This window comes from Streptomyces malachitofuscus (assembly GCF_055571035.1).
On record NZ_JBVIGA010000027.1, the window covers coordinates 1 to 14631 of the forward strand.

Sequence of the window (14631 nt, forward strand, 5' to 3'; positions counted from 1 at the left end):
ACCAAGTCGGGCATCGAGTGCCATGTCGCCACCTCGCACTCGGAGAACACCCCGCAGAAGGGCAAAACCCCCCCCCCCCCCACCCCCCCCCCTCCCCCCTCCCCCCCCCCCCCCCCCCCCCCCCTCCCCCCCCCCCCCCCCCCCCCCCCCCCCGAGCCCCGGCCTCCCACGTGGGGTTGCCGGGGCTCGGTGCAGGGGGCGTCTGGGTGGACGCGTCAGCCGAGGGCCTTCAGGGTGCTCCAGTCCGTCGACAGCACGATCTTGACGGGTGAGCCCGTGTTGGTCCGGGACGGGTGGTAGATACGGGTCTGGCCGTCGCCGCCGAACCGGGCCCAGATGTCGGGGATGTCGTCACCGTTGACGTCCGGGATGCCGAGCGCCGTCGAGACGTTCGACTCCGTCCAGCTGGTGCCGTAGGAGACGTCCCCGTTCAGGGAGTTGGCGGCCAGCTTGATCGATACGAGGTCGACGCCGCCCTCGGTGCCGGGCTTGCCGTGGCGGACGTACATGTTGCCGTTGTCCAGGTTGCGCCACAGCAGGTCGGGTGTGCTGTCACCGTTGATGTCGGCGACGTTGACGATGTCGCGGCGCGCCCAGGCGTCGTCGTTCATCAGCGTGGCGGTCTCGAAGCTCGCGCCGGTGTAGCCGGACAGCGTCCAGAACGCGGCGCCGGCCCGCAGCACGAGGTCGGGGTGCTTGTCACCGGTGATGTCGCCGACGGCCTTGATCTGGGTCCAGGTCGAGGGGGCCGGGGCGTTCGAGGGCAGCCGGATGCTCAGCCGCTTGTCCACGTTGAAGCTGCCGTAGCCGTCACCGGGGTAGAGCCAGAACCCGCCGTCGGGGGAGACCGCGAACAGGTCGGTGGAGCCGTCGCCCGGGTAGGCGTCGTCGTAGTGCGTGATCAGGGCCGCCTTGTCCGTGGCGGGGTCGTACCAGTGGCCGGCCGGGTTCAGCCGCGTCTCGCCGGAGTCGTCCACCGTGTAGGAGGACTGCATGCACGAGAACAGCTCGCCGTCGGGGGCGCCGGGGCAGGTGTACAGGTAGCCGCTGGAGTTGACGATGAGGATGTCGGGGATGTCGTCGCCGCCGGTGTCGCCGGGCCCGTCGGCCTTGTCCCGCGGCGGGACGTACATGTTGTAGTCGGTGCGGACGCTCGGGTTGCCGTACTGGTCGAAGGCGTAGACGTTCAGGCGGGTGGGTCCGGCGTGCTCGGGCCTCAGGTCCGGGACGGTCGCGACGCCGTTGGAGTCGGCGGGGAGGTCCTTGTAGCCCAGGCCCTCGAAGGCGTACCGGAACTTCTTCGCGCCCGGGGAGGTGAAGGTGACCGAGCCGGTCGAGCCGAACTTGACCTTGGTCCAGGTCATGCCGTCGGAGGTCGCCTCGGGGAAGTCCGTGCTGTCGACCTGGGGCTGGGGTGGGCCGCTGCCGTCGACGGTGAGGATGCAGGGTGACGTGCCCGGCGGGAAGAAGGTGGAGACCAGACCGCCGGAGTCCTCGGCGCGCACGTCCCAGGCGTAGGCCGTCTTGTCGGTCAGGGGGAAGTCGACCGGGATGGGCTGGCTGGCGGTGCCGTTGCTGTTCGGGGTGACCAGGTACTCCTTGCGGGTGCTGGTGTCACCGTTCTTCCAGAAACGGAAGCGCAGCTTGCTGAGGTTGTCGTCGGCGTCGGTGGCGTTCGCCGACAGGGTGATGACGGTCTTGCCGACCGTCACGCCCGTGCCGCCGACGACGCAGTTGCCGCCCGGGGAGGACTTGCCGGCCGTGGGCTCGTTCGGCGGACGGTTGTAGTTGACCTCCAGCGTCGCCGAGGTGGCGCGGAACTTGCGCCAGGTCTGGGTGTCGGACTCGCTGCTGGCGCGCATGCCGAAGGTGATGCTCGACCAGCCGCCGTCCGCGCCCTTCTGCGCGGCGCTCGTCACCGTGAACGACTCGTAGGCGTCCGGGCAGGAGCTGGACCAGCCGTGCGCGAAAGACTTGCGCTGGATCTCGCTGGACCAGCTCGGCTGCTTGTTCCACGTCGTGCCGGTCGAGATGCCCCCGGTCAGCCAGAGTTGGAACTGGCGGTCGGTGCAGGACCAGGAGTGGTTGTTGAGCACCTTGAAGTAGGCGGAGGTGACCTTCGCACCCTTGATGGAGCTCTTGAACTGCATCCGCCAGAAGGAGCGGCCGGTGCCGCCCGTGTCGTCCTCGTGGCCGACGCGGGCGTCGGAGGTTCCGGAGCTGAAGTTGGTGCCGTTCCAGAAGCTGGTGTTCGGATACGGCTTGTAGGCCGTCGTCCACGCCGCCCAGCCGGTGGTGGCGGTCGGGTCCACGAACAGCGGGAACGTCACGTCCGCGTCGGTGAGCAGACCGGTCTCGGCGACGTCCAGTTCGAGCCGTGCGCTGCCGGTCTCGTCACCGGTCAGGCGCAGCGGCAGGGGGGCGCTGCGGGCGCCCGGTTCGATGCCGCTCAGGCCGGACAGCTTCAGCACGTCGGCGGAGGTGGCGACCGAGGTCCGCGGTTCGGCCCCCGGCTGGGGGAGTTCGGGGTCGCGGCCGGCGGAGTCCCATGCGAACGGGGTGGGGATCGAGCCGATCTCCTTGCCGTCCTTGCCGAGTACCAGGACCTGGCCGGCGCTCTTGTCGTGCCGGAAGACGGCCGTGTCGGAACGCAGCCCGTAGGAGACGGTGGCGAGGGCCTTGTTCCGCGCGGCCTCCTTGGTCTTCACGATGAGGAGCTGCGCGAAACCGCCCTCCTCGCGGGCGACCAGCAGCAGGTCGACGCCGGGCAGCACCTCGGGGTAGAGGGCGCGGGGGCCGTCGAGAACCGGCTCGGGCAGGGTGCCGGGCCAGGTGTAGGTGAGGGTGTGGCCGGCCACGTCCATCTCGGCCAGGACGCTTCCCTCCGCCCGGGCGTCCGTCAGCGGGGCGCGGGCGAAGGAGCGTTCGGCGCGGGACCCGCCGCGCGTGCCGTCGGCGAAGCGCACCGGGGCCGCCGGGTTGGCGGGGCGGATGCCGAGGCCGTCGGCGGCGTCGGTGCGGCGCAGCCGGGTGTCGATGTCGGCCCACTCGCCCTCGGCGTTCTTCGCCCGCCGGGGGGTCGCCGACATCTGCGTACGCATCTGGCCGTCGGGCCGGGCCCAGGTCAGCGAGGTGGGCGTGGTGGCGGTGTCGACGAGGACCTGCTTGCCGGTGCGCCGGGCCTCCGCCTGGGCGGCGGCCTCGTCGCGGGGGCCGGTGTCGGCCTCCCGTGCGCCGGTCGCCCGGTTCGCGCGGGACGCCGAGGGGTCGTCGGGCAGCCACCAGGGGAGCAGGGCTGCGGTCAGGGTGGCCACGAGGAGGCCGAGGCTGAGTGTCAGCCGGGTGCGCGTGCGCACGAACGGGCTGAGAAAACGAGGCGGCGCGGACACGGCTGCGGTTACTCCCGTGTGGACCAGGCGAATGCGGACAGCACAGACAGCCCCGGTCGGCTGGCCGCGGGGCATGAGCGCCGACACGATCACACGATCGGCGCGGGTCGTCCATATGTGAAGAATTTATAAGGCTGTGATGAAGGCCTGGCCGGCCCTTGGCCTCCGATCGGACATGTCTCGGTTGTTCGATTTGATTGCTGGCCATCAGTGCATAGACAGGGATTTTCGCGCCGTTTCGCATTGATGCGCACATCGGCTCCCTGACCCCCTATGACGGGTGACGCAGATCACAGGAGCCCGGATTCCGGCCCGTGCAGCGATCTTGAATTGCGCCCCGTGCATGACAGAGGGTTCGGGCACGCATGCGCCTGATCAGGCACGTGCCTCTGGATTCGCTTGCCTGGTGGGAGTCGACGACGCGTATGCGTGCTCAACGTCCGCTGTCATGGCTGGGGCGGGGACGCCTGGCCGTGACGGAGTCACAACGACGGCGCCGACGGCACAGCCGCCTGGCGACCGTCCTTCTGTTGTCCTCGACGCTGACGGTGACCAGCCTCGGCGCGGACGCGTGGGCGATCCCCGGTCCGGGCATGGACCGTGCGGGGGTCGACCTTCCCGACCTGCCCGAGGACGTCCCGATCGGCGGGGACGAGGAGGCCGAGAAGAACCTCACCACCGCGCCCGAGGTCCCCGTCACCCCCTACGAACCGGTCGCGGTCACGCCGTGGACGGACGGTACGGGCACGGCGACCCTCGACGCGACCACCGCGCCGGGCAGCACGGTGCCGCTGTCCAACGGCCTGCCGGTCGCCATCGGGGTCCCCGAGGGCACCGACCCGGCCGCCCTCGACGGTGAGTGGCAGGTCGACCTGGCGGCGCCCACGGCGTCCCAGGACGCGGGCGTCTCCGGCATGATCATGCAGGTCACCCCGCCGGCCGACGCCGATCCGGCGGCACAGGTCGCGCTCGCCGTCGACACCACCGGCTTCGCGGACCTCTACGGCCCCCAGGCCGCGGAGCGCTTCGGCCTGGTGCTGCTGCCGGACTGCGTGCTGACCTCCCCCGACAGCGGCGACTGCGCCGCCGAGGGCGGCACGACGACCATGTCGGTGAAGGCCGCCGCCGAGGACAAGGCGGAACGGCTGCCCAGCTCGGTCGAGGTGGTGCCCGCGAAGAAGGCACCCACCAAGACCAAGGCCGCGGCCAAGGCGCCGGCCCGCAAGATCCTCACCGGGTCGGTCCCGGTCGCGAACCTGCTGGGCGACACCGCCGCGGACTCGTCGACATCGGGTGCCTCGGTGCGGACCGCCTCGTTCGCGCGCGGCGACGCGCTCCAGGCCGTGGACGCCTCCGGCCCGCAGGTGATCGGCGCCATGGACACCGGCGCCTCGGCCGCCGGCGACTTCAGCGCCACCCCGCTGCTGTCCTCCGGCTCCTGGTCGGCCGGCGCCTCCTCGGGCGCCTTCACCTACAGCTACGCCGTCCAGGTGCCGGAGGCCGCCGGCGGGCTGATGCCGAAGGTGGCCCTCGGCTACTCCTCGCAGTCCGTGGACGGCCGCACCTCGGCGACGAACAACCAGGCCTCCTGGATCGGCGACGGCTGGGACTACAACCCCGGCTCGATCACCCGCACCTACGCCAACTGCCGCGAGGACTCCAAGAAGTCCGGGTCGAACAACGCCACGCACCGCACCGCCGACCTGTGCTGGGGCTCGAACAACGCCACCCTTTCCCTCGGCGGGACGACCACGGAACTGGTCTGGGACGACACCCAGAACGAGTGGTTCACCGCCAACGGCGACGGCTCCACGATCGAGCGGATCCGCGACAACACCTCGGGCAACGGGGCCAAGGACGGCGAGTACTGGGTGGTCACCACCCGGGACGGCACCCGCTACCACTTCGGCCGGCACAAGCTGCCCGGCTGGTCGACGGACGACCCCGTCACCGACTCCGTGCTGACCGTCCCCGTCTACGGCAACCACGCCGGAGAGGACTGCTACAAGGCCGGCGACTGGCCGGGCTCGTGGTGCACCCAGGCCTGGCGGTGGAACCTCGACTACGTCGAGGACGTCCACGGCAACGCCATGTCGCTGTGGTGGAAGAAGGAGAAGAACCACTACGCGCGGAACTTCAACTTCAAGGCGCCCGTGGTCTACGACCGCGGCGGCTACCTCTCCCACATCTACTACGGCCAGCGCAAGGACAGCCTCTTCACGGCGACCGCCCCGGCCCGCGTCGGCTTCACCGTCGCCGAGCGCTGCTTCACCGAATCCTCGCTGACCTGCACGGACGCGAACTTCACGGACAAGGACCCGGGCAAGTACCGCATCTGGTACGACACTCCGGCCGACCTCAACTGCGAGCCCGTCACCTCGACCCAGACCAGAAAGTGCTGGAACGCCGGGCCGACGTTCTGGACCCGCAAGCGCCTGACGGAGATCCAGACCTCCGCGCAGCGCCGCACGGACACCGACGCCCGCCAGGTGGTCGACCGGTACCAGCTCACCCAGAGCTTCCCGGTCCTGCGGACCGGCCCGAACACCGCCCTGTGGCTGGAGTCCGTCCAGCGCACCGGCTACGCCCGCAACGGCTCCACGGACGACAGCGTCACCCTGAACGCGGTCCGCTTCGAGCCCAACGCCGAGGACATGCCGAACCGGGTGATGCGCGGCTCCACCGACCCGCGTCCCGGCTTCTCCCGGCTGCGCATCGCGCGCGTCATCAACGAGTACGGCGGCGAGACCGTCGTCACCTACAAACCCGCCGCGGGTGACTGCGCCACCGGCACCGGCCTGCCCGGCAAGTCCGACACCGGCGCGCTGAAGTCCAACACGCGGCTGTGCTACCCGTCGTACTGGCACCCGGACCCCGAGGTCCAGGACATCGACTGGTTCCACAAGTACGTGGTGCAGTCGATCGAGGAACTGCCCAACGTCGACGGGGCGTTCGCGACGAAGACGTCCTACGCCTACAAGAACGCCGGCTGGCGGCTGGCCGAGGCCGAGTTCACCAAGAAGGCCACCCGCACCTACTCGACCTTCGCCGGCTTCGAGCAGACCACGGTGATCACGGGGCCCGACCAGGACGAACCGTCCGTCGGCGCCAAGCGGTCGAAGGCGGTCACCCGCTTCTTCCGCGGCATGGGCGACACCGTCCCGGTCACCGACATCACCGGCACCGAGATAGCCAAGGACCGCGAGGCGTTCGCCGGCCGCATCGCCGAGGAACTGACCTACACGAGCGCCGACGCCGCCGACACGGACTGGCTGTCCCGCAGCGTCACCGTCCCCGCCGTGACCGAACTCGCCAGACGCAACCGCGACGACGGGCTGTCCCCGCTGCGGGCCTGGCGGGTCACCGAGCCCGAGGAGATCGCGTACACCAAGTCCTCCGGCACCGGTGACGACACCCGCACCGAGCGGGTCGTCAGGACGAAGACGACGTACGAGGAGACCCACGGCCTGCCCGTCCAGGTCGAGTCGCTCGGCGACACCGGCAAGTCGGGCGACGAGTCCTGCACCAAGCTCGAGTACGTCCACCACACCGGCAAGAACCTCATCGGCCTGAGCAAGCAGGCCCTCGTCTCGCCGACGACGTGCGCCGCCGCCGACTTCACCGACCTGTCCACGCTGAGCGGCGCCACGCGCACCGCGTACGACGGACAGGCCTACGGCACCGCGCTCGGCTCCGGCACGCGCGGTCTGGCCACGGCGTCCTGGACGCTCAACGGCTCCGGCACCGGCTTCCAGAGCGACGGCACCACCGCGTTCGACGCCGTCGGCCGCGTCGTGAAGCAGACCGACCCCGACGGCAACTCCGGGTCGATCACCTACTCTCCGGCCACGGGCCAGGTCTTCGAGATCACCACGGCCAACGCGGTCGGGCACACCGAGAAGCAGGAGTTGGAGCCGGGCCGCGCCACCACGCTGCGGACCACCGACGCCAACGGCCACGTCAGCGAGGCCAAATACGACCCGCTGGGCCGCCTGTTGGAGGCCTGGGCACCGGGCCGCACCCCGTCGTCCTCCGCCGTGCCGGACTTCCGGGCCGTCTACACGGTCCCCGAGTACGACCCGGACGACCCGGCGAAGTCGGACCACAAGCCGCCGTACGTCACCACGTACACGCGGGGCTTCAAGGACCGCGTCGAGAAGTCCGTCACCCTCTACGACGGACTCGGCCGCGAGCGCCAGACGCAGGAGGAGGCCGACGGCGGACGCGGACACCTGATCACCGACACCCTCTACAACAGTGCCGGTGAGGTCTGGCAGACCAACAACGCCTACTACACCGACGAGGCGACCCCGGGCGTGCTGTTCCAGCCGCTCGCGGACACGGCCGTCCCCAACATCACCCGCTACACCTACGACGGCCTGGGCCGCGTGGTGCAGGAGACGCCGGTCCTGAAGGTCAAGGACCCGCTGACGGGCGAGTCGTCCTCCGAGCCGGTCCCGGAGCGGGCCACCCGGTACGAGTACGGCGAGGACTGGTCCAAGGTCATCCACCCGACCGGCGCCTCCTCGTACCGCGTCTACACCGACGCCCTCGGCCGGACCGTCCGCACCGACACCTTCAACCCCGAGGCGCCGGGCGGCTTCACCTCGACGCGGTACGCCTACGACGGCCGCGGGCACCTGGTGACGGCCACCAGCTCCGCCGACACGGACCACCCGTGGAAGTGGACCTACGACCACCGCGGCCGTCAGATCACCGCCACCGACCCGGACTCGGGCACGACGCGCACGTCGTACGACGACCGCGACCGCCCGCTGACCACCACCAACGCCCGCGGTGTCACGGTGTGGAACGGCTACGACGTCCTGTCGCGGCCGACCGAGCAGCGCCTGGACACCTCCACCGGGACACTGCTGTCGAAGTTCTTCTACGACAGCGCCCCCGGCGGAAAGGGCCTGCCGGCCACCGCCGTCCGCTACACCGACGGTGAGGCCTTCACCCAGCAGATCAACGGCTACACCAAGGACTACGACCCGACCTCCACCACCCTGACCCTGCCGCAGTCGCTGTCGACCGGCTGGGGCCTGCCGAAGTCGTACACGTACGGCTACGAGTACAACGACCAGGGCATGCTGAAGGCGGCCACCCTGCCGGCGGTCGGCAAGTTCGACGCCGAGAAGCTGGTCGTCCGCTACAACGAGGACGGCAAGCCGCTCTCCGTCTCCGGCAAGGACTGGTACGGCGCGGAAACCGTCTACGACGTCTACGGCCAGGTCCTGCGGTCCACCCTCGGCGCCCAGCCGTACCGGGTGTGGACCCAGGCCCTGTACGACGAGTCCAGCGGTGAGCTGAAGCAGCAGTCGGTCTACCGCGAGCAGGCCGGCGACACCTCCGTGGTCGGCGGCAACCTCGTCTCCAACCGCAGCTACACCTACGACCCGGCCGGCAACGTCACCTCGATCCGGGAGCACTCCACCGGGATCGCGGAACGCCAGTGCTTCACCTACGACCCGCTGGGTCAGCTGAAGAAGGCCTGGACCGCCGAGGACCAGACCTCCTGCACGGGACCGGTCAAGTCCGACGGCACCCTCAACGTGGCCGCCGGCACCGACAAGTCCGGCTACTGGCAGGAGTACGAGTACGACCTGCTGGGCAACCGCACCAAGCTGACCGAGAAGGACCTCACCGGCGCCTCCACCAAGGACGCCGTGAGCACCTACTCCTACGGCAAGGCCGACGGCAGCCAGCCGCACACGCTGACCAAGGTGTCCAAGACCTACGCCACCCCGGCCGGGGCGCAGGTCACCGCGGAGGCCGAGCGGCTGTACGAGCTGACCGGCGAGACCAAGTCGGTCACCTCGCTGGACAACGGCGACAAGCAGGAGCTGACCTGGACCTACGACGGCAAGATCGACCGGATCAAGGGTGCCGGCGCCGGCGGCAAGACCCCGTACGTGGGTCTGGCCGACAAGTGCCTGGACCTCTCGGGCGGTCTGGCGACCGCGGGCCGCAAGATCCAGCTGTACTCCTGCAACACCTCCCCCGCACAGAGCTGGCGGTTCTCCCCGTCACCGGGCGCGACGCAGACCGACCCCGACCGGGGCACGCTCAACGTCTACGACACCTGGTGCGTGCAGCCGGCCGCGAACACGGCGGGAGCGGCCGTCCAGCTCCAGAAGTGCGACGGTTCGGCCGGGCAGGAGCTGAAGCGCACTGCCTCCGGCCAGCTCACGCACGTGGCGTCGGGCCTGTGCCTGACGGTGCAGGGCGCCGACTCGGCGAACTCGACGCCGATCGTGCTGGCCACCTGTGACGCCGCCAAGGCCGAGCAGCAGTGGGCGGCACAGAACGACACCCGTCACATCTACGGGCCCGACGGCTCCCGCCTGCTGACGATCAAGGGCAAGCAGGCCACGCTGCACCTGAGCGAGTCCGAGGTCACCATCGGGCAGGGCGGTGTGCTGATCAACACGCAGCGCACCTACTCCGCCCCCGGCGGCGCGGTCATGCGGTACGCCTACGGCGAAGGGGCCGACCAACTGGTCGCCCTCGCCGGCGACCACCAGGGCAGCACCTTCGTGGAGGTCGGGCTCAGGGCCGACAACCCGGTCCGCATCCGCAAGCAGGACCCGTTCGGCAACCAGCGCGGCGCCGACACCGTCGGCGTCAACCTCCAGACCCACACCGGGTTCCTCGGAGCGCCCCGGGACGACGCCTCGGGCTTCGTACCGCTGGGAGCACGTCTGTACGACCCGGTGGTCGGACGCTTCCTGTCCGTCGACCCGGTGCTGGACCTGAACGACCCGCTCCAGTCGAACGGCTACGCCTACGCCCACAACAACCCGGTGACGATGTCGGACCCGTCGGGTCTGGCCATCTCGCTGACGGCTTCCGAGCGGGCGGCGGCTCTGGCGGGCGCGGGCCTGTCGGCGGCGCAGGTCGCCCAGGCGCACGCCACCATGAACAAGTCCCTGACCTCGGTGATCCTCGCCGTGGCCTGGGAGACGCTGAAGGACTTCATCGGCATCAACGACGCCATGGCCTGCTTCGGCGGTGACATGTGGTCGTGCGTGAGCATCGTCGTCGACGCGATTCCGTGGACCAAGCTCGCCAAGATCCCGAAGGTGATCAAGGCGGTCGAGCGGACGATCAGCGCGGTCAAGGCCTTCCAGAAGGCGAAGAAGCTCGCACAGGCCGTCCTGAAGAAGGCGAAGGCCGCGGAGGCGGCCGCGTTGGCGGCCAAGAAGGCGGCGATCGAGAAGGCCAAGAAGGCGGCCGCACAGAGAGCCAAGAAGAAGGCCGCCGAACGGGCGAAGAGAATCGCCGACCAAGCGGCCCAGAGAACCAAGAAAACCGGTAACCCCGTCCAGAAGCAGGCGCAGGCCAAGGCCGCCCCGAAGGTGTCCTCCACCGGCAAGGGCTCGGGCGGCGCCGGAAAGGGCGGCGGCTCCAAGCCGGGCGGCAGCTCCGGAGGCTCCTCCAAGAGCAGCGGCGGCTCGAGCGGCAGCGGCGGGTCCGGCAAGGCCGACGGCGGTGGTTCCTGCCCGATCAACAACAGCTTCGTACCCGGTACCAAGGTCCTGATGGCCGACGGCACCACGAAGCCGATCGAGCAGGTCAAGGCCGGCGACAAGGTCGTCGCGACCGATCCGAAGACGGGGAAGACCCGGATCGAGACGGTCACCGCCGAGATCAAGGGTGAGGGCCTGAAGCGCCTCGTCAAGGTCACGATCGACACGGACGGCGACAAGGGCACCAAGACCGCCCAGGTCACCGCGACCGACGGCCACCCCTTCTGGGTCCCCGAGCTCCGCGAGTGGATCGACGCGACGGCCCTCGAGCCCGGCCAGTGGCTGCAGACCAGCGCGGGCACGTATGTCCAGGTCTCCGCAGTGGAGCGCTGGACGACCACCGACGCCACGGTCCACAACCTCACCGTCGGCGACACGCACACGTACCATGTGTTGGCGGGGGCTGCCCCAGTCCTTGTGCACAACTGCGGAACCGGTGACTCCGACAGTTTGTCGGACAGTGGCGGGGGCACATCCGGTGGTGCAACACGCACGGACATGCCTTTCCGTGGCGACGGTGAAACTGTCTTCCATGGTCACGGGTCCTGGAGTCCTGAGAACGGAACCGTCATCGTCCCTGAAGGCACATCGGTTGCCTTCTACGGTGACCATGGGTTCACGATTTCCAGGCAGGAGGGGATGAGGATCTCTGGGCCTGGCGGCCCGCGGATGGCCCCGACGCAAGTTGCGGGTCCGGGTGATGAGATCCCCAATTACACCCTGGCACCCCTGGGCCCGGGATTCACATTCCGGAACGGATCTACCGTCGTTGAGGAGAGGACGCTCCTGAGTGACTTGCTTCAGCCGAACATGGGAACCTGCCATTGGGCGGCCTGCCGAGGGGGTAGGAACCCCCGATAGTATGAGCTGGGACTGAATCGACCGACATCCCACGGGGAGGCCTGATGCCTCCCCGTGGGATTCCCATTTTGGAAGTGCCATGGAATTTCTCGACCTTTCGCCTTACGAGTACAGGAAATTTCCGATCCCGATGCGTTCGGTTGGGTGGCTGGGCCGCAAATATGGCGTGCAAGGTGGCGGTGTGCAGAATGTGACGCTCTCGGACATCCGGCGAATCAGAGATGCTTCACGGCGTTTGGGAAGCGTTACGCTGGGCACGCACGAGTGTGATTTCTGCCCCCCTGATAAGTCATTTGAGGGCAATGGGGAGTATCGCTACTATGGTCGAAATGGGAATACCTACGCCGCACCTGCGATGATCGTGCACTATGTGGAAAATCACGGGTATCGCCCACCCGGGGAATTCATGGAAACCTTGAAAGAGGTGAACCGGTTGGACTGGGATTGGCGCGCAGAACGGCTACTGACTGTTCTGGTCGACGACTCGGAGGATTTCGACTCCCGGTGTGAGGCAATTATTGATCTCGTGAATTGGAGAGATCCCCGGGTGCTGGAGGCACTGTTGCATTCGATCCGGGACGAAGAGTTGGTCGATGGTGCGGGTGATGAAATTGGCCGGTCTCTTGGGTTTCTTGAGTTGTCCGGGTTCGCACGTGATATTCGCGTCGAATCCCTTCCCGATATTGTCAAGCTTGGTTTCGATCAAGTTGTTCGGTGAACTTCGGTATGTAATTCTTGCGTTCGAGGTGTCAAGCATGAAGATGCTGCCGCTCAGGCAGTTACTGGCAGGAATTGGGAATTGGACAACGTCCCTGGTCGGCCGGTCGTACCACCCTGTGAGAAGTGCCGTCCAGAGGGACCCGGGGGCAAGGAGCGGCGACTTGGGAGAGCCGTGGGGTGTGAGTTCACGTGCGGGGGCCGAAGTGGGTGTCTCGGTGGCCGTGCCCGGTGTCGTTACGGTTGAGCAGGCCGGAACAGCCGAACGGCCCCGGCCGGTCCTGTTCGGGGCCGGTGGGGCCGTTCCTGTGGGTGTGGGTGGGGTTAGAGCTTTTCGGGGGTGCGGATGCCCAGGAGGGACATGCCCTTGGTCAGGGTGCGGGCTGTCATGTCGCAGAGGAAGAGGCGGTTGGCTACCTGCTGCGGGGTGTCGGCCTTGAGGACCGGGCACTTGTCGTAGAAGGACGTGTACAGGGAGGCCAGCTGGTACAGGTACGCGGCCAGCTTGTGGGGGGCGTACTCCGACGCCGCCTCGGAGACCGTGTCGCCGAACGCGTCCAGGTGCAGGCCCAGCGCCCGCTCCGCCTCGTGCAGCTCCAGCTCCGGGTGGGCCGCGGGGCGGACCTCGCCGGCCTTGCGGAGGATGGACTGGATGCGGGCGTACGCGTACTGCAGGTACACCGACGTGTCGCCGTTGAGCGAGACCATCTGGTCCAGGTCGAACTTGTAGTCCCGGCTCGGCGACGTCGACAGGTCCGCGTACTTCACGGCCCCGATGCCGACCTGCGCGGCCCGCTCCCGGATCTCGTCCTCCGTGAGGTCCTTCGCCTTCTCCCGCACGACCTCCGCGGCCCGCTGGACGGCCTCGTCCAGCAGGTCCTCGAGGCGTACCGTCTCGCCCTCACGCGTCTTGAACGGCTTGCCGTCCGCGCCGAGCACCGTGCCGTAGCCCATGTTGTGCGCGGTGACGTCGTCGTTCAGCCAGCCGGCCCGGCGGGCCGTCTCGAAGACCATCTTGAAGTGGAGGGACTGGCGGACGTCCACGACGTACAGGAGCGTCGTCGCGTTCAGCTCACCGACCCGGTTGCGGATCGCCGTCAGGTCGGACGCCGCGTAGCCGAAGCCGCCGTCGGCCTTCTGCACGATCAGCGGGACCGGCTGGTCGTCCTTGCCCCGGATCTCGTCGAAGAACACCACCAGCGCGCCCTCGGAGCGCACCGCGACGCCCATCTCCTCCAGGAGGCGGGCCGTCTCCGGCATGCCCTCGTTGTAGGCGGACTCGCCGACGATCTCCTCGTCGCGGATCTCCATGTCGAGCTTCTCGAAGACGGAGTAGAAGTAGACCTTCGACTCGTCCACGAACTGCTGCCACAGGTCCAGCGTCTCCTTGTCACCGGACTGGAGGGCGACGACCCGCTTGCGGGCCCGCTCCTTGAAGTCGTCGTCGGAGTCGAAGTGCGCACGCGAGGCCTTGTACACCCGGTTCAGGTTCGACATGGCCTGCTCGCCGTCGACCTCCTCGGCCGGGGCCAGCTCGCCCGGGTGCTCGAACAGGTACTGGATGAGCATGCCGAACTGGGTGCCCCAGTCGCCGATGTGGTGCCGGCCGATCGTCTTCTCGCCCGTGAAGTCGAGCATGCCCCGCAAGGCGTCGCCGATGACCGCCGACCGCAGGTGACCGACGTGCATCTCCTTCGCCACGTTCGGCTGCGCGTAGTCGATGACCGTGACGCCCGCGTTCTCGTTCAGCGGCACACCGAGACGCTCGCCGTCCGCGTACCGCGCGGCGAGGTTCCGGGTGATCGCCCCGTCGGCGACCGTGATGTTGAGGAAGCCGGGGCCGGAGACCTCGACGTCCTTGATCAGATCGCCCGTGGTGATGCGGGCGACGACCTCGGCCGCCAGATCCCGCGGGTTCGCCTTCGCCTTCTTCGCCAGCGCGAGGATGCCGTTGGCCTGGAAGTCCGCCCGGTCGCTTCGGCGCAGCAGCGGATCGGCGCCGGCTGCCTCCGGCCGGGTGGCCGAGAGGGCGGACGCGAGCTGCTGCTGGACGGAGTCGGTGAGGGACGTGACCGAGGCCATGGAGGCTGCCGTTCTGCTCGGGTTCGTGGACTGCTACGACAGCCGAGTAT

Annotated in this window: 4 protein-coding genes; 2 read left to right on the forward strand and 2 right to left on the reverse strand. The window is 68.8% G+C overall.

The features are described 5' to 3' along the window. Nucleotides 1-215 precede the first annotated feature (215 nt). Nucleotides 216-3389 carry a DNRLRE domain-containing protein gene (locus tag ACZ44S_RS31635; protein ID WP_466935103.1) on the reverse strand — a complete coding sequence of 1058 codons (3174 nt, stop codon included), beginning with the start codon at nucleotides 3387-3389 and terminating at the stop codon, nucleotides 216-218. A 593-nt stretch (nucleotides 3390-3982) separates the two neighbouring features. On the opposite strand from ACZ44S_RS31635, the gene ACZ44S_RS31640 reads away from it, so the two are divergent. Together ACZ44S_RS31640 and ACZ44S_RS31645 are read left to right on the forward strand one after the other, a co-directional pair. Then, complete coding sequence (locus ACZ44S_RS31640; protein ID WP_466935430.1) at nucleotides 3983-11782, forward strand: ricin-type beta-trefoil lectin domain protein; 7800 nt, start codon at nucleotides 3983-3985, stop codon at nucleotides 11780-11782. A gap of 79 nt (nucleotides 11783-11861) precedes the next feature. Continuing rightward, on the forward strand, nucleotides 11862-12500 hold the full coding sequence (locus ACZ44S_RS31645) for a DUF7919 family protein (RefSeq protein WP_466935106.1): 639 nt from the start codon (nucleotides 11862-11864) through the stop codon (nucleotides 12498-12500). Nucleotides 12501-12823: 323 nt separating this feature from the next. Here the strand turns inward: ACZ44S_RS31645 and argS are convergent, their stop codons facing one another. Further along, nucleotides 12824-14581: an arginine--tRNA ligase gene (argS, locus tag ACZ44S_RS31650; RefSeq protein ID WP_466935108.1), complete on the reverse strand. Its 1758-nt coding sequence runs from the start codon at nucleotides 14579-14581 to the stop codon at nucleotides 12824-12826. Between the last annotated feature and the right edge of the window lie 50 nt (nucleotides 14582-14631).